The sequence below is a fragment of the Nocardioides oleivorans genome (assembly GCF_004137255.1).
Lineage (GTDB): Bacteria > Actinomycetota > Actinomycetes > Propionibacteriales > Nocardioidaceae > Nocardioides > Nocardioides oleivorans.
Window position 1 is genome coordinate 79,694 of record NZ_SDWT01000001.1, and the last position, 21,835, is coordinate 101,528.

Genomic DNA, 21,835 nt, shown 5'->3' on the forward strand with positions numbered 1-21,835 from the left:
CCTGACGTCGTGTCACTGCTGAACTCGATCGACCGTCCCCACGTCCTCACCGCGATCGAGACGTGGGACAAGGCCGGCGGCGCCAACTACATGCTGGTCCGCGGGGGCGTCTCGACGCACGTGCTGCTGCACGGAGGTCGTGAGTACGACGCCGCGGCCATCATGGGCATCGCCCACGGCCTCGCGACCGGACGCACGCTGACCCCTGCCGACATCCCCGGCGGCGGCGCGGGCGCCACCAAGGCGTTGACGCGCCTCGGCTTCCAGGTCCGCGACGACTCGCCGCCGAGCGAGCGGGTGCCGGGCACCCGCGCCCGCACCCCGCGTACGCCGTCCTCGACGCCGCGCGCCTCGGGCGTCCGCAGCACCGGCACCCCGCGCACGTCCCGCGTCGCGGCGACCGACAGGCCGGTTAACCTGTGCCCGCGCTGCTACATCGCCCTGCCCGCGACGGGCATCTGCGACACCTGCGACTGAGGGGTCGCTAGTCCCAGCCGGGGCCGTCGAGCGGGCGGCCGAACCACGACTCGATGAGCGACGACGAGATCGAGATGCCTCGTGGCACGGCGAGCTCGCCCGACCGGCCGGCGGCCTCGAACTCGGCGCGTGTCCACCAGCGCGCCTCGGCGATCTCGGCGCCGTCGACGTCGATCTCGGTGCTGACCGCCTTGCCGGTGAAGCCCAGCATGAGGCTCGCGGGCAGCGGCCAGGGCTGGCTGCCGAAGTAGGTCACCTCCCCGACCCGGACGCCGACCTCCTCGTCGACCTCGCGGCGCACCGCGTCCTCGAGCGTCTCCCCCGGCTCGCAGAAGCCGGCGAGCGTCGACCAGCGGCCCTCGGGCCACGCGGCGTTGCGGCCGAGCAGGATCGCCTCGTCGTCGCCCTCGCCGTGGGTGATCGCCATGATCACGGCCGGGTCCGTGCGCGGGAACTGGGCCCGGTCGCACTGCGTGCAGCGCAGCTCGTGACCGGCCGCACGGCTGACGAGCGTGCCTCCGCAGCGCGGGCAGAACTTCGTCGCGTGGTGCCACTCCGCGAGCCCGATCGCGTGCATCAGGAGCGGCGCCTGGTCGGGTGCCCGGTCCGCGACGGCGGTGAGCACGGACCGCAGCGGGACCCACTCGTCCGGCTCGCCGGGTGCGTCCTCCGGGTCGACGACCACCGCGACGTGGACCACGTCGTCGGCGTCGCCGAGCAGCACGAGGGTCCCCTCGGGAGCCTGGTCACCCGGCAGCCACTGGACCGCCCCGTCGACGGGCCGCAGCCGGTTGCCGGCGACGACGAGCACCTGCGTCCCCGGGTCGGCCATCCGCTGGGTGAGCCACGCGTCGTCGGTGCGCCGCAGGCCCATCCGGTTGTGGGCGTGGGCGGAGAGCGCGACGTGCGGGAGGAGGCGGTCGGAGGTCACGTCGTCAGGCTAGCGAGGCATCCCTTTTGACAATCATTCTCATTTGAGTTGAGAATCGTTCTCATGAATCGTCGAAGCCTCCACGTGCTCCTGCCCACCCTCGTCGTCCTCGGCGCCTCCGCCTGCGGCACCGACTCCTCGACCTCCCGATCGACCAGCAGCGGGGCCGGGTCCCCGGCTCCCGCAGCCTCCCCCGACACGTCCTCCGACACCGCCTCCGAAGCGGCCGCCGGGTCCGGCACCGAGGCCGCGTCGGCCACCCCGCGCCTCGCGGTGACCTACGACGGTGGGGTGCTGGTGGTCGACGCCACCAGCGGCGAGGTCGTCGTCGACGAGCCGATGGAGGGCTTCGTCCGCGCGTCCGCCGCGGGAGACGGCCGCCACGTCCTGATCAGCGGCGCCGGCGGCTGGCAGGCCCTCGACCTCGGCACGTGGAGCCACGAGCACGGCGACCACGCGCACCACTACACCGGTGACGTCCCCGGCCTGACCGGGGTGGCCTTCGAGGCCGTCGAGCCGGGCCACGTCGTCGTGCACGACGAGATCACCACGCTCTTCGACGACGGGACGGGCACGATCACGGTCTTCGACCCGGCCGACCTCGGCGAGGGTGCTCCGGAGGTGACGACCACCGCTGCCGACGAGGCGCACCACGGCGTCGCCGTGCAGCTGGCCGACCGCAACCTGCTGATGACCGTCGGCGACGAGGAGTCGCGCTCCGGGGTCCGCCTGGTCGGACCGTCGGGCGCGGTGATGGCGGAGACCGACGAGTGCCCCGGCGTCCACGGCGAGGCGTTCGCCGAGGACACTGCCGTCTTCGGCTGCGAGGACGGCGCCGTGGTCCTCGACGGGCGGTCGTTCACCAAGGTCACCAGCCCCGACGGCTACGGCCGGATCGGCAACCAGGCCGGCTCCGAGGTGTCGCCGATCCTGCTCGGCGACTACAAGACCGACGCCGACGCCGAGCTGGAGCGGCCCACCCGCATCGCGCTCATCGACACGCGGGACGCCTCGCTGGAGCTCGTCGACCTCGGCACCAGCTACACCTTCCGCTCGCTCGGCCGCGGCCCTGACGGCGAGGCGCTCGTGCTCGGCACCGACGGCGCGCTGCACGTGATCGACGCCGAGTCCGGTCGCACGACGGACACGATCGAGGTCGTCGACCGCTGGCGCGAGCCGCTCGACTGGCAGCAGCCCCGCCCGGCGCTCCACGTCGTGGGCGAGACGGCGTACGTCACCGACCCCCGCCGCGACCAGGTGCACGTGGTCGACCTCGGACGGGCGAAGGTGACCTCGACCCTCGACCTGCCGCACACGCCCAACGAGATCGTCGCCAACGCGGGCTGAGTCCCCCGTCCGGTCCGGTCGACTGCCTAGGCTGGGCGCCGTGAGCACGCACATCGGCGCCCAGCCCGGCGACATCGCCCCCACCGTCCTGCTTCCCGGCGACCCGCTCCGCGCGAGGTGGATCGCGGAGAGCTTCCTCGACGACGCCCGCTGCTACAGCGAGGTGCGCGGGATGTACGGCTACACCGGCACGTGGCGCGGCCAGCCGGTCTCCGTCCAGGGGTCCGGCATGGGGCAGCCGTCGATGTCGATCTACGTCAACGAGCTCTTCACCGACTACGACGTGCAGTCGATCATCCGCGTCGGCTCGTGCGGAGCGGTGACCGACGACGTGGCGGTGCGTGACGTCATCATCGCCTCCGGCGCCTGCACCGACTCCTCGATGAACCGGATCACCTTCCACGGCCTCGACTACGCCCCGGTCGCCGACTTCGGCCTGCTCCGCGGGGCGGTCGAGGCCGCCGAGGCCCGCGACGGTGGCTCGCCGTTCCACGTCGGGCTGATCTTCTCCAGCGACTCGTTCTACGCCTCCCGCCCCGAGCTGCTCGGCGAGATGGTGAAGTACGGCGTCCTCGCCGTCGAGATGGAGGCCAGCGCGCTCTACACGCTCGCTGCCAAGCACCACCGCCGTGCCCTCGCGATCTGCACGGTCTCCGACCACATCGTCACCGGCGAGGAGACGACCTCGCAGGAACGCGAGCAGACCTTCGGCGAGATGGTCGAGATCGCCCTGACCGCCGCTCTCGGCTGATCTCCACCCGCTCTCCTGCCGCTCGGGAGACGTCCCACCCGCCGCTGGGCTGGCCGGGCGGTGCGTGAGCCACATTCGACGGCAGCAGAATGTGGCTGGCTCACCGCTGGCCCGCGCGCCGTACGACGACCCGCCATCCCGCGGTGCGTGAGCCACATTCCGCGGCTGTGGAATGTGGCTGGCTCACCGCTGGGCCGGTGTACGACGACGCGCGCAGGCGGGCGTCAGAGGTCGAGCAGCTGCTCGAGACCGGCGCGGTCGGGGAGGTCCTTGGGCTCCACCGTGCGGCCGGAGCGGACGTAGTGGAACGCCGCCCGTACGCGGTCGAGGGGCGTGCCCGTGAGCTCGGACCACGCGAGCCGGTAGAGGGCGAGCTGGAGCGGGTCGGCGGTCTCGTGGCGGCTGGTCTTCCAGTCGACGACGAGGTAGTCGGCATCCGAGCCGGCCGGCTCGGCGTAGACCGCGTCGATCCGTCCACGCACGACCTGACCGGCGAGGACCAGCGCGAAGGGCGCCTCGACCGCGTGGGGCGCACGGTCGCCGAAGGGCCCGTCCTCGAAGCGCTTGACGACCTCGCCGAGGTCGGCCTCGTCGTCGATGCCGGCGTCGGCGCGGCCGGGCAGCTCGTCGGGCTCGATGAGCGCCTGCTGGCCGAACCGGTCCTCGACCCAGGCGTGGAACGCCGTACCGAAGCGGGCCGCCGGCGCCGGCGGGCGCGGCATCGGGCGGGCGAGCTCGCGGGCGAAGCCGTCGGGGTCGTCGCGCAGCCGGGCGATCGAGGTGGCCGACAGGCTGCTGGGCAGCGGCAGGTCGACGGCGGTGGCCCGCTCGGCGCGCGCCTCGGCGACGAGCTGGGTGAGGTCGTCGTCCCAGTCGGCGACCAGGGCTGCCTCGACCATGTCGAGGTCCTCGTCGGGAGCGGTGGGGTCGACCGAGCGCACGAGCGCGGCGGCCGCCAGCCGCCGTGCGGCCTCCTCCCCCGGGCCCGGCACCGGCCACGGCCGGGACGGGTCGACGTCGTCGTTGGGGTTGGGCGACTTCGGGGCAGGCTTCTCGATCCAGTCGTCGACCGGCTCGCCCCACTCCTCGAGCTGCTCGCGCACCACGGCCTGGTAGCTCGACGGGCCGAACGGGGTGGAGCGCTGGCCCCAGACGTAGGACGTGACGGAGAGGTGGTGGGCCGCGCGCGTGTAGGCGACGTAGCCCAGGCGCAGCTCCTCCTCGGCGTCGTGCGCGCGGGTCGCGGTGCGGTAGGCGTCGAGCGCGGCCTTGTCGTGGCCGACGAGCTGGGGCTGGTCGGCACGGTCGCCGCGCAGCGGGGCCGGCAGGACCGCGGGCGAGGAGGTCCAGAGGGTGCGCGAGCGGTTGCTGGGGAACCGGGTCTCCCCCACCCCGACGCAGAACACCGACGACCACTCCAGGCCCTTGGCGCGGTGGACGGTCAGCAGCTTCACGGAGTCGGCGGCGGTGGGCGTGGCGACGTCGAGGCCGTTGCCCTGGTCGTCCTCCGCGGTGAGGTAGGCCAGCAGCGCCGGCAGGGTCACGTCACCGTCGACCGACTGGAACTCCGCGACCGCCTTCACGAAGAGGTCGAGGTTGTCGCGTCGTGCGGCGGCGGCCGGTGACGTCGCCGAGGCGAGCTCGACGTCGACGCCGGTGATGTCGATGATCCGCCGCACGACGTCGAGCAGCGGGTCGCCGACGTGGCTGCGGAGCCGGCGCAGCTCGGCGGCGAGCAGGCCGAAACGGTCGAGCGCCTCGGACGAGTACGCCGCCTCGCCCGGGGCCTCGACCGCGTCGCTGAGGGCGGGCAGCTCGGAGGCGTCGATGCCGTCGGCGATCTGGAGGAGCTGGTCGGCGACGCTCGCAGCCGCCTTGCGACCGCGGACGCCGGCGATCTCCGCGGCCCGGAGTGCCAGCAGGCGCAGGTCGCGCGGGCCGATCGCCCACCGCGGTCCGGTGAGCAGGGTCAGCATCGAGGTGTTGGCGGTGACGTCGTGCATCAACGTCAGCGTCGCGACGACCTCGGCGACCTCGGGCAGCCGGACGAGCCCGGAGAGCCCGACGATCTCGACCGGGATCCCGGCCGAGGTGAGGGCGTCGTAGACCTCCTCGCCCTGGGCGTTGTCGCGGCTGAGCACGCCGATGTCCGACCAGCCGGTGCCAGACTCGTGGACCCGACGCACCTCTGCGGCCAGCCACCCCAGCTCGTCGACGGCCCTCTCGAACACGTGGGTCTCCACCCGGCCCTGCTCGGCGATCTCGGCCGCGCGCAGGCGGGCGACCTTGTCGCCGTAGGCCTCGAGCAACGGCTGGGCGAGCCGGTTGGCGACGTCGAGGATGCGCCGGTCCGAGCGCCGATTGACCGTCAGCGGCAACCGGCCGGGCTCACCGTCGGCCGCCGGGAACGTCTCGGCGAAGTTGAGGATGTTGGACACCGAGGCGCCGCGCCACCCGTAGATCGCCTGGTTGGGGTCGCCGACCGCCATCACCGGGTGACCGAGACCGTGGTCGTCGTCGGGCCCGGAGAAGAGCCGGGCGAGCATCGTGGCCTGCGCGACCGAGGTGTCCTGGTACTCGTCGAGGAGGACGACCTTGAAGCGTCCGCGCTCGATCTCGCCCACCTCGGGCTGGTCATCGACCAGCCGGGCTGCGAGGGCGATCTGGTCGCCGAAGTCCATCAGGCCGAGGTCGGCCTTGAGCTGGCGGTAGCCGGCGACGAGCTGCAGGAGCTCGGCGCGCCGGTCGATGGCGTTGATCGCCTTCGCCGGGGGCTCGAGGTAGGTCTTGCGGCCCTTCCCTGCCTGCTCCTCCTCGATCGCCCGCTCGAACCCGCGACGGGCCTCGGCGTCGATCCGGCGTACGGCATCGGCGTCGACGAGGTGCTCGCTCATCGCGCCGTCGAGGGCGAGGAGGTTCTGGATCGCGGTCGCGGGGTGGTCGGTCAACAGCTCGATGTGCCCGGTGAAGCGCTCGATGACGCGAGCCCCGAGCTGGTAGCGGGAGGCGTCGGAGACGACCCGGGTGTCGGGCTCGTGGCCGATGCGGAGGCCGTGGTCGGTGAGCAGGTTGGCGGCGTAGGCGTGGTAGGTCGCGACCGTCGGCTCGAGGACGTCCTCGCCCTCGACGACGACCGAGCGGTCGAGGAGCCCGGCGTCGCCGAGGGCCTTGGTGACGCGCTGGCGCAGCTCGGCCGCGGCCTTGGTGGTGAAGGTGAGCCCGAGCACCTCCTCCGGCCTGACCCGGCCGGTGGCGACGAGCCACACGACGCGCTGCGCCATGAGGGTGGTCTTGCCGCTGCCGGCACCGGCGACGACGACGGTCGGGCGCAGTGGTGCCGTGATGGCGGCCCACTGCTCGTCGCTCGCGGTGTGCGTGGCCTTCATCAGGTCCCGCAGCTCCTCCGGGGAGTCGAGCCGGACCGGGGTGAAGGTCTCGTCGGGACGGGACTGCTCGGTCACTGGACGGTCACGCTCCCTGCGCCCTTGGCCGGGCAGATGGCGACGAACGGGCAGTCGCGGCAGTGCGGCCCGGCGGTGGCCGGGAAGTTCTCGGCACGGACCAGCGCGGCCGCCCGGGCGAGCCCGTCGCGCAGCGCGGTGCGCTCGGGGCCGTCGGCGGAGTGGGCCGGCTGCCCCTGGACCTTGGCGCTGGAGGAGTCGTCGTCGATGCCGAGCTGCACCAGCTCCGCCCCGCCCGACGTCATCACCCGACCGGCCACCTCGTCGAGGGCGCCCGCGTCGACGGCGTACTGGTAGAGGGCGAGCTGGAGGTTGCCGGCGACCGCGGGGCCGGACGGCGCGGCGCGGGCGCTCTTGAAGTCGACGACCACCACGCGACCGGCGTCGTCGATCTCGAGCCGGTCGGCGAAGCCGGTCAGCATCACCGGACGGCCGTCGACGTCGACGACGCCCTGGAACCGCTGCTCGGCGCCGAGCACCTCGCGCGGGTTGTCGAGGTGCCACTGCACGAACCGCGCGACCGCCTTGCGGATGCGGGCGAGCTCGCGCTGTCGCGACCACGGCGTGCGGAAGGCCAGGCGGTCCCAGATCGCCTCGACCTCCGCCATGAGCGGGCCGACCTCGGCAGGGAGCTCGCCGACGGCCACCCGCTCGGCGAGGGCGTGGAGCACCTGGCCGAGGTTGGCCGACTGGTGCACGGCCGAGACACCACCAGCCTCACGCTCGAAGAACCACTGCGCCGGGCAGAGCAGGATCGAGTCGAGCATGCTGGCCGAGACCGGGACCGGCCGCTCGGGGTCACGGATCGGCTCGACCGAGCGGGTGGCGCTGCGCGTGCCCCACCACGTCGACGGGTCGGCCGAGGGCACCAGCCGGCGCCCGTCGACCTCCTCGACCGCCAGGGCTGCGAGGCGGCGGGCCGCCGCCTCGCGCAGGGCGGGCGAGACGGACGGGTCGGCGGCGTTGCGCCGCAGCTCGGCCACGAGCCCGCCCAGCGACAGCGGGCGAGGAGGACGGCCGTCCTGGTGCTCGATGGTGACGCCGAGCTCCTCGAGGAAGCGGGAGGGCTGCTCGCCGTCGTCGTCGGGCGACCGCACGGCGCTGACCACGAGACGGCGCCGAGCGCGGGTGCAGGCGACGTAGAACAGGCGGCGCTCCTCCATCAGGAGCGCGCGGGACGTCAGCGGCGGCACCAGGTCGGGGTGGCCCGAGGAGTCGACACCGATGCGGTCGGCGCCGAGGAGCGTCGTACGACGACGCAGGTCGGGCCAGCCCTCCTGCTGGACGTGGGCGACCACGACGAGGTCCCACTCGAGTCCCTTGGAGCGGTGCGCGGTGAGGAGCCGGACGGCCTTGCCCCGCACGCCGCGCTCGGCGAGCGTGTCGGCGGGCAGCTGCTGCTCGACGAGGTTGGCGAAGAACGCCCCGACCCCGGTGTGGTCCCGCTGGTCGACCACGCGCGAGGCGAGCTCGAAGAGGGCGACGACGGCGTCGAGGTCGCGGTGCGCGCGTCGGGTGGCGGCTCCGCCGAGGTCGACCTGCCTCCGGAGCCGCTCGGGCCACGACGTGCTGGACCAGAGGTGCCACAGCAGGTCCTCGGCGCCGGCCCTCTCCTCGAGCATCCGGGCGCCCGAGCGCAGCAGGGCGGCCAGCGCGGTGGCCCGCTCCACGTCCGGGCCCTCGATCCCGTCGAGGAACCCGTCTTCGACGAGCGCGAGCCGGAGCAGCTCGCGGCTGGTGCGCCGCGCAGTGGCGTCGGACAGCTCCTTCTCGCGCGTGCGGAGGCGGCGGACCAGGGCGCGCAGGTCGGACGCGTCGAGCCCACCGAGCGGCGAGAGCAGGAGCGACTCGATGCGTCCCGGGTCCAGGAAGCCGGGCGAGTCGGGGTCGTCGTTGTCGAGGTTGACCACCGCACGCAGGCCGTCGAGCAGCGGCACGACGGCAGGGTCGTGGACGAGCGGCAGGTCGTCGGTGGCGACCTCGACGGGCACACCGGCGGCCGCCAGCGCGCGGCGCAGCGGCGGGATGCTGGTGCGTCCCGAGCGCACGAGCACGGCCATCCGGTCCCACGCGATGCCGTCCTCGAGGTGGGCCCGGCGCAGCAGGTCGGCGAGCCGCTCGGCCTCGGCGCGCTCGGTGTCGTAGGTCATCACCTCGACGCGGCCGTCCCCGTGCGGGCCGGGGATCGCCTCGGGCGAGAGGAACGCCTCGCGCGCCTCGGAGCCGATGCTGCCGGTGAGCGTCAGCCGGCTCGCGACCCGGCCGGCCCCGAGCAGGATCCGGGGGCCGAACCGACGCGTGCGCCGCAGGACCACGACAGGTGCCGGCGCGCCGGACGAGGTCGGGAACGCCGCCGGGAAGTCGAGGATGCCGCGCACGTCGGCGCCGCGGAAGCCGTAGATCGACTGGTGCGGGTCGCCGACGACCGTGAGGTCGCGGCCGTCACCGGCGAGCGCCCGGAGCAGCGCGACCTGGCCGGGGTCGGTGTCCTGGTACTCGTCCACGAAGACGTGCGCGTAGCGCGCCCGGAGCTCGCCGCGGTGGGCCTCGGCCTCGATGACCGCGCGCCGGATGAGGTCGGAGTAGTCGGTGGCGCCGAGGTTGTCGAGGACGGTGAGGTACTGCTCGAGGAAGAGGCCGGCGGCGATCATCTCGGGCAGGTCGTGCTCGATGCCGAGCGCCCGCAGCCCCGCGGGGTCGAGCCCCTTCTCGCGGGCCCGGGCGAGCACCGCCTGCACCTCGCGGACGAACCCGCGCGTGCCCACGGCGCGACGCAGTGCGTCGGGCCAGACCACGGACTCGGGATTGTCGCGCAGCAGCTCGCGCAGGACGACGTCGGCCTCGGGTGCCGACAGCAGGCGGATCGCGCCCTCGTAGAGCTCGGCGGGTGCGTACTTCCGGACGAGCGCGTAGGCGAAGGAGTGGAAGGTCGAGCAGGCAGCGGTCGCGGTCGTGCGCGCGACCCGTGCCGTGACGCGGTCACGCAGCTGCTCGGCGGCCTTGCGGGAGAAGGTCAGCGCGAGCACCGAGTCGGGCGAGGCACCGCGGTGCTCGATGCGGTCGACGATGGCCTCGACGAGCGTCGTGGTCTTGCCGGTGCCGGGACCGGCCAGCACGAGCAGCGGGCCGCCGTCGTGGTCGACCACGCGCTGCTGGTGCTCGTCGAGCGTGGGCACGACGACCTCGCGCTCGGGGCGGACCAGCCGGTACGTCGTCATGGCCCAACCTCATCACGAACCACCGACACCGCGCGTCGTACGTCCCTCGGGACGAGGCGGTGCCGGTGGCTCGCTCGCGACGTCAGGAGAGGTCGACGATGGCGGCGACCGGGCCGCCGCCCTCGGGACCCTGGTGGGCCGCGGAGACCGAGACGAAGACCGCCGGGTCGCCGGTGACGGCAGCGGTGACGCCGCCGACGGTGGCCTTGATCTGGCGGTGCCAGTGCACGTCGGAGTCGTCGAGCATGGCGTTGCGGCGGCCGCGGACCATGCCGTCGAGGCTGGCCTCGCACTTGAGGAACACGTTGACCAGGCGGCCGTCGAGGTCGCTGGTGCGCGGGCGCTCGGGCAGGTCGAGGCCTGCGGAGCGGATGGCGTCCCAGATGCCGTCGGCGTCGAGCGCGTCGTCCATCACCGAGTGGCCGATGCGGTACTTCCCGCCGACGCCGGTGGCGTTGCCGACGACCACGATCTGGGCCTGGTCGAGCTCGACGCCCGAGGAGCACGAGGCGACCGAGGAGTAGAGCTCGCGGTTGTGCATCACGTCGGCGTCGGTGGGCATCTCGATCTCGCCGAGCGCGACGGCGATGCCGAGGCCGGTGGCGCCGTTGGAGAGGTCCATGGACTCGTGCGTGTGCTCGGTCCACACCGTCTTGCCGCGCGACTTGGCGTCGCGGATGGTGTGGATGGTCAGCAGCGGGGTCTTGGTCTGCACGTAGTGCACGTCGGCCGGGTCGGTGATCCCGGCGCGCTCCATCGCGACCTTCACGCCCGCGGCGACCTTCTCGATCATCGCGGTGTAGCCGATCTCCTCGGGCAGGAGCGGCTCGCTCATCGCGAAGCCGGCGGTGAGCCGCAGCTCGTCGCGCGACGGGTCGTCCTCGGGCACGTCGGTGGTCGCGAAGATCGTGGCGTGGGGGCTGATCACGCCGTCGGTGCCGCCCGACCACACGATCGGGATGCCCTTGACCTGCTCGGGGTCGGCGCCCTTGGCGACGAGCGCCTCGCGGAAGGCCCGGTCGGCGATGATCCGGGTGTAGTCGTTGACGCCACCGTTGCCCTCGGTCTTGCCGATGATGGCGAAGACGCGGTCGGCGGCGATCACGCCCTCGTCGACGAGCCTGGTGAGCTCCGAGGCGTCGGCGACGGAGTGGATCGGGACCTTGCGTACTTCGATGGCGCTGGGCATGGGTTTCCTTTCGGCGGGGTTACTCGGGTACGACGACGGTGCCGGCGTTGCCTGCGACGGCGGCGGTGATCTGGTCGAGGCTGGTGATGACGCCCCGCTGGCCGGTGGCCTCCACGAAGCGGCAGACGGCGTCCACCTTCGGTCCCATCGAGCCGGACGCGAAGTGGCCGTCGGCGGCGTGCGCGCGCAGCTCCTCGACGCTCACGGTGCCGAGGGGGCGGGCGTCGGGGGTGCCCCAGCCGATGACGGCGTTGGGCACGTCGGTGGCGATCACCATGACGTCGGCCCTCGTCGTACCGGCCAGCAGAGCCGCACCGAGGTCCTTGTCGATGACCGCCTCGACACCGCCGAGCGAGCCGTCGGGGAGGCGGACGTGCGGGATGCCGCCACCGCCGTTGGCGACGACGACGAAGCCGGCCTCGATGAGCGCGAGGACGGCGGGCGCGTCGAGGATCTCGAGCGGCTCGGGCGAGGCGACGACGCGGCGCCAGCCCTTGTCCCCCCGGTCCTCCCAGGTCTCGCCGTGCTCGACGAGCACCCGCGCCTCGGCCTCGGGCAGGTGCCGGCCGATCGGCTTGGTGGGGGTGGTGAAGCCGGGGTCGTCGGCGTCCACGAGCGTGCGCGTGACGACGGCAGCGCTGCGCCGCTCGACCGAGCGCGCCGCGAGCTCGTGGTCGAGCGCGTCCATCAGGACGAACCCGAGGGTGGCCTGCGTCTGCGCGCCGCACCAGTCCAGCGGGACCGGGGGCACGACGGAGGCGGCCAGCTCGTTCTTGACCAGGAGGTTGCCGACCTGGGGGCCGTTGCCGTGGGTCACGACGACCTCGTGGTCGTGCTCCAGGAGGCCGGCGACCGCGGCCATGGCGACCCGGGCGGCCGCGATCTGGTCCTCCGGACGCGCCCGTCCGTCGGCGTTCGTCATGGCGTTTCCGCCGAGCGCGAGCAGGACCCTCATGGGTCGACCCTAGTGACGGTGACCGAGGCCTCCCCACGGCACTTTCGGCCAACAAGCGGGCCATCCGATGGCAAGAGTTGCCCGCTCTGTGCCGCGGGCGGTCACACGAAGGCGAAGTAGCGGAGGTAGACCCAGCCCCAGGCCACGACGAGGGTCATCGCGGTCACCACGACGCCGTACTTGGTGAAGCCCCAGAAGCTGATCGGCTCCCCCGCCTTCGCCGCGATGCCGAGCACCACGACGTTGGCACCGGCGGCGACCGCGGTCGCGTTGCCGCCGAGGTCGGCGCCGAACACGAAGGCCCACCACAGCGGGCTGTCCGCACCCGACGCGGAGGTGCTGGCGACCATCTCCTCGACGACCGGGACCGTCGCGGTGGTGTAGGGGATGTTGTCGACGAAGGCACCGACGATGCCGGACCCGAAGAGCAGCGCGGTCGCGCCGAGCAGCTCGCGACCGCCCATCGCCTCGGCCGCCCACTCGCTGATCGCGCCGATGACGCCGACCTGCACGAGTGCGCCGACCAGCACGAAGAGCGCCATGAAGAAGGCGAGGGTGTCCCACTCGACCTCCTCGAGGAACTCCTCGGGCTCGGTGCGCGAGACCAGCACCATCGCGCCGGCACCCATCATCGCCACCACGGACGGGTCGAGGTGGAGCACGGTGTGCAGGCCGAAGGCGATCATCACCAGGAAGAGCACGACCAGGCACTTGCGCAGCATCCGGACGTTGGTGATGGCGTCGCCGGGGCTGAGGTCGTCGAGGCCGCGGACGTCGGCCACGTGGTCGAGGTCCTTGCGGAAGAGCCACTTCGCCATCACCACGAAGAGCACCAGCAAGATGACGGTCAGCGGCAGTGCGTGGACCAGGAAGTCGGTGAAGCTGAGCCCCGCGCGGCTGCCGATGATGATGTTGGGCGGGTCGCCGATCAGCGTGGACATGCCGCCGATGTTGGAGGCCAGGATCAAGGAGATGAGGTACGGCGCCGGGGGCAGGCCGAGCCGCCGGGTGACCGACAGCGTGACCGGGGCGACCAGCAGCACGCACGTGACGTTGTCGAGGATCGGCGAGACCGCGGCCGTGATCAGCACCAGCAGGACGAGCAGCTTGTAGGGCTCGCCGCCCGACCTCTGCGCGGCCCACAGGGCGAGGAACTCGAAGAGCCCGGTCTGCTTGAGGACGCCGACGATGATCATCATCCCGAAGAGCAGGAAGATGACGTTCCAGTCGACGCCGGTGTGCTCGTGGAAGAACGCCGTCTCGGCGTCGACGAGTCCGAGGACGACCATGCCGGCGACGCCGCCGAGCGCGGCCGCGACGCGGTGGACGCGCTCGGTCGCGATGAGGGCGTACGCGACGATGAAGACCGCCAGGGCGGCCGAGGTGAGGATCACGCGACGCCGACCTTCCCGCGCCGCCGGACGCCGAACGTCCGCACCGACCCGGAGTAGTCGTCCATGTCCTCGGCCCACGTGGCGAGGCGGCCGTAGCGGCTCACCGAGCGCAGCCGCTCCTCCACCGCGCTGACCTGGCCGAGCGCGGCGACGACGAGCACCTGGTCGCCGGTGCGCAGCACGCTGCGGTCGTCGGGGACGAAGACGTGCTTGCCACGGGTGACGATCGCGACGCCGGAGCCCTCGGGCAGGCGCAGCTCGCCGATCTCCACTCCCTGCAGGCGCGAGCCGGTCTCGACCTCGAAGCGCAGCATGACCGCGTCGAGCCGGTCGAGGTCGGCGAAGCCGATCGACACCTTGTGCACGAAGCTGCCCTTCTCCTGCCAGCGGGGCTGGCGGCCGCGGCCGATGGCCAGGCCGATCGCGAAGCCGATCGCCGAGGCGAGCAGGGCGACCGAGACGGCGACCTCGACGAGGTAGGGCGTCTCGCTCATGCCCCGCCCCCGGTCAGCCGCGCCTCGACCTCGGTGACGTCGAGGGCGACGGCGTGCGTGCCGCTCGGCAGCTCCCGGTCGATCTCGACGGGCCAGCGCTCCTCCAGCGCCTCGAGGTCGTCGACGAGCGCGCGGACCTCGAGCAGCCCGACCTGGCGACCGACCACCTCCTCCGCGCGTCGTACGACGTCCGCGGTCGGCACCCAGGGCTCACCGGACTCCACCTCGCGGACCTCCAGGGTCAGGTCGGCCAGCGCGATCACGTCGACGTCGTCGCACGTGCGGGCCCGGACGACGAGCGGCAGCACCCGGGCGCCGGTCGGCACCGACTCGAAGGACTCGAGGACGGGCGTGCGCGGCACCAGCCCGAAGCGGCGGGAGCGGACGACGGTGCCCCCGCGGACCACGAGGACCAGCTCGCCGGGACCGACGCGTCGTACGCACGCGAAGGCCGCGACCAGCAGCCCGGGCCCGACGATGACGAGCCAGACGACCCAGGCCGTCCCGGTCGGGTCGACGGTGGTGTTCTCGTCCGGCGGCGGCATGCAGCCATCCTTCGTGCCACGGCGGACCGAGCACATGGGGCGCGGACCCCATCTGGTCCTGGCCCGGGGTGGAGGCCACGGATGGGAGGCTGGAGGCATGCGCCTGCCCAGCCACCTCCCGCTGTTCTGGACGATCTGTCTGATCAACGGCGTGGTGTTCGTGGTCGGCGCCCTGCTCCTGGTGCTGTCGCCCGCGAGCGTGTCGGCCGACCCGGTGCCCTCGGAGCTGGTCGTGGTCGGCGTCGGACTCGCGGTCATGCTCCTCACGAACGCGCTGCTGATCCGCTGGGCGCTCGCCCCGCTGCACCGGTTGATCCAGCGGCTCGGCGGCATCGAGCACCTCGAGCCGACGCGGCTGCCGGAGGAGGGCTCCGGACCGATCCGCGGCATCACGACGAGCGTCAACGGGTTGCTCGCCCGGCTCGCCGAGGAGCGCCGCGACGGCGACGCTCGCGCGCTGGCCGCGCAGGAGGCCGAGCGCCACCGGATCGCCCAGGAGCTGCACGACGAGGTCGGCCAGGGCCTGACCGTCGTGCTGCTCGGGCTCAAGCAGGTCGAGCAGCGCGCGCCCGCCGACCTGGTCGAGGAGCTGCACGCGCTGCGGGAGAGCACCCGCGCCGGGCTCGACGACGTACGACGGGTGGCGCGACGGCTGCGACCGGGCGTGCTCGAGGACCTCGGGCTCACCAGCGCCCTAGCCGCGCTGGCCACCGACTTCGCCGACCACAGCCCCGCGCCGGTGCGGCGGTCGTTCGCACCCGGCCTGCCGACGCTGAGCCCGGAGGCCGAGGTCGTCGTCTACCGCGTCGCCCAGGAAGCGCTCACCAACGCCGCCCGGCACGCCGACGCCCACGAGGTCGAGCTGTCCCTCCAGAGGCTCGGCGAGTCGGTCGTGCTGGAGGTGCGTGACGACGGCCGCGGGTTCAGCGGGCTCACCGAGGGATCCGGGCTGATGGGGATGCGCGAGCGGGCCGCGCTCGTGCGCGCCGAGCTGTCGGTGATCAGCCAGCCGCGACGGGGCACGACGGTCCGCCTGAAGGTGCCGGTCGCATGATCCGCATCCTGCTGGCCGACGACCACACCCTCGTGCGCCGCGGCGTCCGACTCATCCTCGAGCAGGAGCCCGACCTCACGGTCGTCGCCGAGGCCGCCGACGGCGCGGAGGCCGTCGAGCGGGTGCGCGACACCGAGGTCGACCTCGTCGTGCTCGACATCGCGATGCCCCGGATGACCGGCCTCCAGGCGGCCGCCGAGATCGCCGCGCGCCGCGACCCGCCGAAGATCCTGATGCTGTCGATGCACGACAACGAGCAGTACTTCTTCGGCGCCCTCAAGGCCGGCGCCAGCGGGTACGTCCTCAAGTCGGTGGCCGACGAGGACCTCGTCGGCGCCTGCCGCTCCGCGATGCGCGGCGAGACCTTCCTCTACCCCGGCGCCGAGAGCACGCTCGTGCGCGACTACCTCGACCGCCTCCGCCGCGGCGAGCGGGTGCCGACGTCGGTGCTGACCGCGCGCGAGGACCAGGTGATCAAGCTGATCGCCGAGGGCCGCTCGTCGCGTGAGATCGCCAAGGAGCTGCACATCGCGCTCAAGACCGTCGAGGGCCACCGCGCCAACATCCTCGGCAAGCTCGGCATGCGCGACCGGGTCGAGCTGACGCGCTACGCCATCCGGGCCGGGCTCATCGAGCCCTGACGACCCGGACCCAAGCGGACCTGTGTCCGCTCAGGTGGCCCTGTGTCCGCTCGAGTAGGGGATTTCCGGGCTGTGGGGAACCGACCGGTCCCGATCGAGGCCGTTCCGCTGCCCGACGGTTCCCCACCCAAGCGGTCCGCTGGTCAGCGTTGCCGGTGTTCGATGGCTGTGCGCAGAATCAGGAGCACCCCGATCACCAGGAGGATCCATGATCATGCGGACCTGGCGCGGCGCCGTACGCGCGGAGGACGCCGACCGCTACCTCGAGCACCAGGGCGACACGGGAGTCCGCGAGTACCGCGAGACGACTGGAAACCTGGGCGTGCTCGTCCTGCGGCGCACGACCGGCGACCTCGTCGAGGTCACCACGGTCTCGCTCTGGGAGTCGATGGACGCCGTGAAGGCATTCGCCGGCGAAGACCCCGAGGTTGCGAAGTTCTACCCCGGGGACGACGACCTGCTGGCCGAGAAGGATCTGCACGCCGACCACTTCGAGGTGGTCGGAGTCGATCTCGACCTCGCGGCGCTCTCGCGCTGAAGCCGCTGCCCGCCTCGTCCACCCGGGTCGGTGACGCGTCAGCCGAGCAGGGCCGCAAGCGTCCGCGTGCCCACGAGCAGCCCGTGGTCGTCGTAGTACTCGAACATCGCGGACAGCCACGGGTGCGTCTTCGGGTCGGGGACGTGCCGCACCTCGACGCCGGCCTCCGCCGCCAGCTCGCGCACGGTGGCGACGCGGGTCGCGAGCTCGTACGTCGCGCCAACGTGGCCGGGCTGGGTCAGCACGACCGCCGCGACGCGGCCGAGGTCGGCGAGGTCGAGGAACCCGAAGGGCACGTCGGGCGAGTAGGGGAGGTCGATCGGGCCGGTGAGGTCGAGGTTCTGCAGGTAGGCGCCGGGCTGGAGGATCGTCCAGTCGAGGTTCGACCGGCGGACCAGGTCCTCGCTGGCCGCCTTGCCGAGGTGGTGCGGCATCGACGGCGCGTGGGGAGACGCGACGGAGTGGTAGACCACCCGCCGGATGCCGGCCTCGATGAGCGCCGTCAGCACCTCGCCGACGTAGGCCGGCTCGTCGGGGTGCAGGTTCGGCGCGATGACGTACGCCGCCTCGCAGCCGGCGGCCGCGGCCACCAGGTCCGGCCAGTCGCCCCGGCCCAGCGGCAGCGCCGCCACGTCCCCGGCGGCCAGCGCGTCGCACACCGCGCGGCCGGTCTTGCCGTGACCGCCGACCACGGCGACGCGCCTGGCCGCCATCAGATGCGGTCCACCTCGGCGAAGGCAGCACCGTCGGCGAGCGAGGAGTAGCCCGGCCCGCGGTCGAAGAACGCGTCGTCGTCCTTGCTCCAGGCCGCCCGGCCGGCCCGCTCCGAGGCGGTCCGCGGGCCGTCGAAGCCGAGGTCGCCGCCATCGATCGAGCCGGTCAGCACGACGCCGTAGTCGCGCAGCGCGGCCTCGGCGGACACCTTGCGCCAGACCACGTCGCGGACGACGAGCTCGGGGTCGCGGGCCAGCGGGTCGCCCCACCCGCCGCCACCCGTCGTACGGATGCGGACGAGCTGGCCGGCCTTGACCACCTCGGCGTCGGCGAGCGCGTCGACCTCGCGCTCGTCGGGGCCGCCCGGGTCGATGACGACCTGGAACGGCATGCCGGCCTTGCCGCCGCGCACGCCCCAGCAGGCCAGGATCGACCGGTCGGCGATCGACATGAAGTGCGCGTCCTTGAGCATCCGGATCTGCTTCTCGTAGCCGAGGCCGCCGCGGTACTCCCCCGCCCCGCCGGAGTCCTGGGCCAGGCCCAGGCGCTCGACGATGAACGGGAAGCGCGACTCGGTGAACTCGGTCGGCAGGTTCCGCGAGTCGGGCACGACGTGGATCGTGTCCTCGCCGTCGGCGTAGTAGCGACCGCCCGAGCCGCCGCCGAGCACCTCGCGCATGAGGTAGTCGTTGCCGTCGAGGTCCTTGCCGTAGACGCCGGTGTAGCGGATGGTCTCCTGGTCGGCCGGCATCTTGCCGTCGACGGCCTTGGCGACGACACCGGCGAGCACGCCGAGCAGCCGCAGGATGACGAACGTGCGGGCGTTGGTCGGGCCGGGGTGGATCGGCGTGAGCAGCGTGCCCTTCTCCGGGAAGCGCATCTCGATCAGCGGCACGATGCCCTCGTTGACGTCGAGCTCAGCCATCCGCTCCGGGGTGTCGGCGAGGTTGCGCAGGATCGGTGCCAGCCACTTCTTGAGGAAGTTGCCGCCGACGTAGTCGCCGCAGTGGTTGATCGGGCCCTTCGCCTGGGCGCTGGTGCCGGTGAAGTCGATGATCAGCCGTGGTCCGGCCGGGCGCCCGTTCTCCGGGTCGGCCGGGGCGTCGCTCACCTTGGTCAGCGTGATCCGCTGGGTGTGCAGCTGCGGCTCGTCGACACCGTCGTGCTCGGCGTAGTCCTCCCAGACGTAGGTGCCGTCGGGGATCTTCGAGAGGATCTCGCGGCGGTAGGTCTCCGTCGTCGCGTCGAGGATCGCGTCGAAGGACGCCTCGATCGCCTCGCGGCCGTAGCGCTCGAAGAGCTCGCCGAGCCGTCGCGCGCCCATCAGGCAGGCCGAGCACTCGGCGTCGAGGTCGGCGGCCAGGCTGTCGGGCATCCGCGAGTTGCGGGTCATGATCCGCAGCGCGGACCGGTTGGGCACGCCGGCGTCCCACAGCTTGATCGGCGGGACGGCCAGCCCCTCCTCGTAGACGGTGGTCGCGTTGCTGGGCATGGAGCCCGGGACCGCGCCACCGATGTCGTCGTGGTGGCCGAAGGCCTGCACGAACGCCACGACGCTCTTCACACCGTCGCCGGCGTCGTGGAAGACCGGGACCGTGACGCAGAGGTCGGGCAGGTGGCCGATGCCGCCCTCCGACTCGTAGACGTCGTTGTGGAAGAAGACGTCACCCTCGCGCATCTCCTCGATCGGGAAGTCGCGCACGATCGGGTGCACGAGCGCGCTGTAGGAGCGGCCGGTGAGCTTGCGCAGCTGGCGGTCGTGGATGCCGGCACGGAAGTCATGGGCGTCGCGGATCATCGGGCTGCGCGATGTGCGCCCGATCGCGGTCTCGACCTCCATCTCGACGCTCGCCAGGGTGCCCTGGACGATCTCGACGAGGATCGGGTCGACGCTCGTGCCCTCGGCGGTGAGGCGGCCGCCGTGCTCGTAGGCCGTCGGCAGGCCGGCCGGGTTGACCGGCTTCGCGGTGACGTACGCCGGGTCGACTGCGGCCATCAGCTGACCACCTTTCGGATCACGAGGTTGGCCCAGTCGTCGACGACGACCTCGAAGCCGGGGTGGACGGGGATCGTCGAGCCGAACTCCTCGACGATCGCGGGACCGCTGAAGGTGTCGCCGGCGCCGAGGTCGGTGCGCCAGACGACGGGGGTGTCGATGTAGCCGACCTCGGGGTCGAAGCACACGTCGCGCCGGCCGCGCACGGCCCGGTCGAGGGCGTCGCCGTCGGCCTTGTCCAGCGTCGGGATCTCCGGGCGCGTGATCGGCCCGATGCCGGTGACGCGGAGGTTCACCCACTCGACCTGCTGGTCGCGGTCGCCGCGGAAGTCGTAGCCGTAGAGCTGCCGGTGCTCGGCGTGGAAGGTCTCTGCCACCTGCTCGACGTAGGCCGCGTCGACGGTGCCCTCCGGCGCGTGGACCCGCACCTCGAAGGCCTGCCCGACGTAGCGCACGTCGATCGTGCGCTGGAAGCGGTGCTGCTCGGGGGTGAAGCCCTCCTTGGCGAGCGCCTCGCGGGCACGCCCGGTGAGGTCGTCGAGGATCGTCTGGACGGCCGCGTGGTCGAGCACCGACTCCTTGGCGACGTGGGTCTGGACGTAGTCGTTCTTCACGTCGACGGTCAGCAGGCCGAAGGCGCTGACGTTGCCCGGGTTGGGGGGTACGACGACTCCCGCCAGGTCGAGGATGTCGACGAGCCGGCAGGCCAGGAGCGAGCCGGAGCCACCGAAGGTGGTGAGCATGAAGTCGCGCACGTCGAGCCCGCGCTTGACCGAGACCTGGCGCAGCGCGTTGGCCTGGTTCCACGCGGAGATCTCGAGGATGCCGGTGGCGCAGCGCTCGAAGTCGAGACCGAGCTGCTCGGCGAGGTCGGCGATGCCCGCGCGGGCGGCCTCCACGTCGAGCGGGATCTCGCCGCCGAGCAGGTGCGGGGGGATCCGGCCGAGGGTGACGTGGGCGTCGGTGATGGTCGGCTGGGTGCCGCCCTTGGCGTAGCAGAGCGGACCGGGGTCGGCGCCCGCCGAGTGCGGGCCGACCTTGAGCGTGCCCTCGGGCGAGAGCCAGGCGATCGAGCCGCCACCCGCACCGACGGTGACGACGTCGATCATCGGGATCTTGCTCGGGTAGGCGCCGACCGTGCCCTCGGTGGTGAGGGTCGGCTCGCCGTCGAGGACGACGGACACGTCGGTCGACGTACCTCCCCCGTCGCAGGTGAGGATCCTCGGGAAGCCCGCGACCTTGGCGATCAGCGCAGCTCCCAGCGCGCCGGCGGCAGGGCCGGAGAGCACGGTGGTGATCGGCTGGTGCACGACCTCGTCGGCGGAGAGCACGCCGCCGTTCGACTTCATCACGTAGAACGGGATCTCGCTGCCGGTGAAGGTGATCAGCCGCTCGGAGATGTTGGTGACGTAGCGGCTCACGTTGGGCTTCACCGCGGCGTCGACGAGGGTGGTCATCGAGCGCTCGTACTCGCGGTACTCCCGCAGCACCTCGCTCGAGATGGACACGACGGCGTCCGGGTGCTCGCGGCGCAGGATGTCGCGCATCCGCAGCTCGTGCTCGTCGTTGGCATAGGCGTGGAGCAGGCACACGCCGAGGGTGGTGATGCCCTGGTCGCGGAACCACCGGGCGGCCGCGACCGCGGCCTCCTCGTCGAAAGGCCGGATCTCGGCGCCGGTGAAGTCGAGGCGACCCCCGACCGTGCGGACGCGGTCGGCCGGCACGATCCGGTCGGGCTTCACCCAGAAGTAGGAGTTGCCGTAGCCGTCGGGCACGGACTGGCGGGCGATCTCGAGCATGAACTCGTAGCCCTCGGTGGTGATGAAGCCGAGCGCCTCGACCTTGCCCTCGAGCAGCTTGTTGGTCGCGACCGTCGTCCCGTGGGAGACGGCGGAGATGTCGCTGCCCTCGGCGTCGACGATCCCCAGGATCTTCTCGATGCCGGCGATGAAGCCGTCGGCCGGGTTGCCCGGTGTGCTGGGGGTCTTGGTCGTGACCAGCTCACCCGAGTCCTCGTCGAAGGCGACCACGTCGGTGAACGTGCCTCCGGTGTCGATGCCGATCCTGATCCGCCGGTTGCTCATGGTCCGATTCAACTCAGGCGGCGCGACTGCGACCACGGCAGAGATT

Annotated in this window: 17 protein-coding genes; 6 read left to right on the forward strand and 11 right to left on the reverse strand. The window is 72.6% G+C overall.

What is annotated here, in order from left to right; translation table 11 throughout:
- Window positions 1-9 precede the first annotated feature (9 nt).
- Window positions 10-477 carry a ScoMcrA-related endonuclease gene (locus EUA93_RS00385; RefSeq protein ID WP_129397855.1) on the forward strand — a complete coding sequence of 156 codons (468 nt, stop codon included), beginning with the start codon at window positions 10-12 and terminating at the stop codon, window positions 475-477.
- A gap of 7 nt (window positions 478-484) precedes the next feature.
- Here EUA93_RS00385 and nudC read toward each other — a convergent pair whose 3' ends face one another.
- The gene (gene nudC, locus EUA93_RS00390) at window positions 485-1,408 is read right to left on the reverse strand and encodes an NAD(+) diphosphatase (protein WP_242497182.1); all 924 of its coding nucleotides are present in this window, start codon (window positions 1,406-1,408) and stop codon (window positions 485-487) included.
- Between the two features lie 63 nt (window positions 1,409-1,471).
- Here nudC and aztD point away from each other — a divergent pair, with 63 nt between their 5' ends.
- Together aztD and deoD are read left to right on the forward strand one after the other, a co-directional pair.
- A complete protein-coding gene (aztD, locus tag EUA93_RS00395; protein ID WP_129397856.1) occupies window positions 1,472-2,755 on the forward strand; it encodes a zinc metallochaperone AztD in 1,284 nt (427 codons plus the stop codon).
- A 40-nt stretch (window positions 2,756-2,795) separates the two neighbouring features.
- The gene (gene deoD, locus EUA93_RS00400) at window positions 2,796-3,506 is read left to right on the forward strand and encodes a purine-nucleoside phosphorylase (protein WP_129397857.1); all 711 of its coding nucleotides are present in this window, start codon (window positions 2,796-2,798) and stop codon (window positions 3,504-3,506) included.
- Between the two features lie 224 nt (window positions 3,507-3,730).
- Here deoD and EUA93_RS00405 read toward each other — a convergent pair whose 3' ends face one another.
- The 7 genes from EUA93_RS00405 to EUA93_RS00435 all read right to left on the reverse strand — a co-directional run bounded on the left by EUA93_RS00405 (window position 3,731) and on the right by EUA93_RS00435 (window position 14,762).
- The gene (locus EUA93_RS00405) at window positions 3,731-6,967 is read right to left on the reverse strand and encodes an ATP-dependent DNA helicase (RefSeq protein ID WP_242497183.1); all 3,237 of its coding nucleotides are present in this window, start codon (window positions 6,965-6,967) and stop codon (window positions 3,731-3,733) included.
- Window positions 6,964-10,185 carry an ATP-dependent helicase gene (locus tag EUA93_RS00410; protein WP_129397858.1) on the reverse strand — a complete coding sequence of 1,074 codons (3,222 nt, stop codon included), beginning with the start codon at window positions 10,183-10,185 and terminating at the stop codon, window positions 6,964-6,966. Before EUA93_RS00410 ends, EUA93_RS00405 begins: the two co-directional genes overlap by 4 nt.
- An 82-nt stretch (window positions 10,186-10,267) precedes the next feature.
- Entirely contained in the window at window positions 10,268-11,374 is a 1,107-nt protein-coding gene (gene bar / locus EUA93_RS00415) for a barbiturase (RefSeq protein ID WP_129397859.1), read from the reverse strand.
- Window positions 11,375-11,393: 19 nt separating this feature from the next.
- A complete protein-coding gene (locus EUA93_RS00420) occupies window positions 11,394-12,329 on the reverse strand; it encodes a carbamate kinase (protein WP_129397860.1) in 936 nt (311 codons plus the stop codon).
- Between the two features lie 101 nt (window positions 12,330-12,430).
- Window positions 12,431-13,723, reverse strand: a complete 1,293-nt coding sequence (locus tag EUA93_RS00425; protein ID WP_338036336.1) for an ArsB/NhaD family transporter — start codon at window positions 13,721-13,723, stop codon at window positions 12,431-12,433.
- Window positions 13,720-14,217: a TrkA C-terminal domain-containing protein gene (locus EUA93_RS00430; RefSeq protein WP_129397861.1), complete on the reverse strand. Its 498-nt coding sequence runs from the start codon at window positions 14,215-14,217 to the stop codon at window positions 13,720-13,722. Before EUA93_RS00430 ends, EUA93_RS00425 begins: the two co-directional genes overlap by 4 nt.
- Complete coding sequence (locus tag EUA93_RS00435) at window positions 14,214-14,762, reverse strand: hypothetical protein (protein WP_129397862.1); 549 nt, start codon at window positions 14,760-14,762, stop codon at window positions 14,214-14,216. Before EUA93_RS00435 ends, EUA93_RS00430 begins: the two co-directional genes overlap by 4 nt.
- 97 nt (window positions 14,763-14,859) lie before the next feature.
- On the opposite strand from EUA93_RS00435, the gene EUA93_RS00440 reads away from it, so the two are divergent.
- The 3 genes from EUA93_RS00440 (at window position 14,860) to EUA93_RS00450 (ending at window position 16,995) form a co-directional block, all read left to right on the forward strand.
- Complete coding sequence (locus EUA93_RS00440; RefSeq protein WP_129397863.1) at window positions 14,860-15,816, forward strand: sensor histidine kinase; 957 nt, start codon at window positions 14,860-14,862, stop codon at window positions 15,814-15,816.
- Window positions 15,813-16,457 carry a response regulator gene (locus EUA93_RS00445; protein ID WP_129397864.1) on the forward strand — a complete coding sequence of 215 codons (645 nt, stop codon included), beginning with the start codon at window positions 15,813-15,815 and terminating at the stop codon, window positions 16,455-16,457. The genes EUA93_RS00440 and EUA93_RS00445 overlap by 4 nt, the downstream gene beginning before the upstream one ends.
- Window positions 16,458-16,665: 208 nt before the next feature.
- A complete protein-coding gene (locus EUA93_RS00450) occupies window positions 16,666-16,995 on the forward strand; it encodes a hypothetical protein (protein ID WP_207208567.1) in 330 nt (109 codons plus the stop codon).
- A 38-nt stretch (window positions 16,996-17,033) separates the two neighbouring features.
- On the opposite strand, the gene EUA93_RS00455 is transcribed toward EUA93_RS00450, so the two are convergent.
- The 3 genes from EUA93_RS00455 to EUA93_RS00465 are packed head-to-tail and all read right to left on the reverse strand — an operon-like array spanning window position 17,034 to window position 21,789.
- Window positions 17,034-17,708 carry an SDR family oxidoreductase gene (locus EUA93_RS00455; protein WP_129397865.1) on the reverse strand — a complete coding sequence of 225 codons (675 nt, stop codon included), beginning with the start codon at window positions 17,706-17,708 and terminating at the stop codon, window positions 17,034-17,036.
- Entirely contained in the window at window positions 17,708-19,705 is a 1,998-nt protein-coding gene (locus tag EUA93_RS00460; RefSeq protein WP_129397866.1) for a hydantoinase B/oxoprolinase family protein, read from the reverse strand. The genes EUA93_RS00455 and EUA93_RS00460 overlap by 1 nt, the downstream gene beginning before the upstream one ends.
- The gene (locus EUA93_RS00465) at window positions 19,705-21,789 is read right to left on the reverse strand and encodes a hydantoinase/oxoprolinase family protein (protein WP_129397867.1); all 2,085 of its coding nucleotides are present in this window, start codon (window positions 21,787-21,789) and stop codon (window positions 19,705-19,707) included. The genes EUA93_RS00460 and EUA93_RS00465 overlap by 1 nt, the downstream gene beginning before the upstream one ends.
- Window positions 21,790-21,835: the final 46 nt, after the last annotated feature.

What these genes read in the sequence shown, in the direction of transcription:
- EUA93_RS00450 (WP_207208567.1), top strand. Translation starts at nt 16,666, where the DNA reads ATGATCATGCGGACCTGGCGCGGCGCCGTACGCGCGGAGGACGCCGAC.
- EUA93_RS00455 (WP_129397865.1), bottom strand. Translation starts at nt 17,708, where the DNA reads ATGGCGGCCAGGCGCGTCGCCGTGGTCGGCGGTCACGGCAAGACCGGC.
- EUA93_RS00445 (WP_129397864.1), top strand. Translation starts at nt 15,813, where the DNA reads ATGATCCGCATCCTGCTGGCCGACGACCACACCCTCGTGCGCCGCGGC.
- EUA93_RS00430 (WP_129397861.1), bottom strand. Translation starts at nt 14,217, where the DNA reads ATGAGCGAGACGCCCTACCTCGTCGAGGTCGCCGTCTCGGTCGCCCTG.
- EUA93_RS00435 (WP_129397862.1), bottom strand. Translation starts at nt 14,762, where the DNA reads ATGCCGCCGCCGGACGAGAACACCACCGTCGACCCGACCGGGACGGCC.
- EUA93_RS00465 (WP_129397867.1), bottom strand. Translation starts at nt 21,789, where the DNA reads ATGAGCAACCGGCGGATCAGGATCGGCATCGACACCGGAGGCACGTTC.
- bar (WP_129397859.1), bottom strand. Translation starts at nt 11,374, where the DNA reads ATGCCCAGCGCCATCGAAGTACGCAAGGTCCCGATCCACTCCGTCGCC.
- EUA93_RS00460 (WP_129397866.1), bottom strand. Translation starts at nt 19,705, where the DNA reads ATGGCCGCAGTCGACCCGGCGTACGTCACCGCGAAGCCGGTCAACCCG.
- aztD (WP_129397856.1), top strand. Translation starts at nt 1,472, where the DNA reads ATGAATCGTCGAAGCCTCCACGTGCTCCTGCCCACCCTCGTCGTCCTC.
- EUA93_RS00420 (WP_129397860.1), bottom strand. Translation starts at nt 12,329, where the DNA reads ATGAGGGTCCTGCTCGCGCTCGGCGGAAACGCCATGACGAACGCCGAC.
- EUA93_RS00440 (WP_129397863.1), top strand. Translation starts at nt 14,860, where the DNA reads ATGCGCCTGCCCAGCCACCTCCCGCTGTTCTGGACGATCTGTCTGATC.
- EUA93_RS00410 (WP_129397858.1), bottom strand. Translation starts at nt 10,185, where the DNA reads ATGACGACGTACCGGCTGGTCCGCCCCGAGCGCGAGGTCGTCGTGCCC.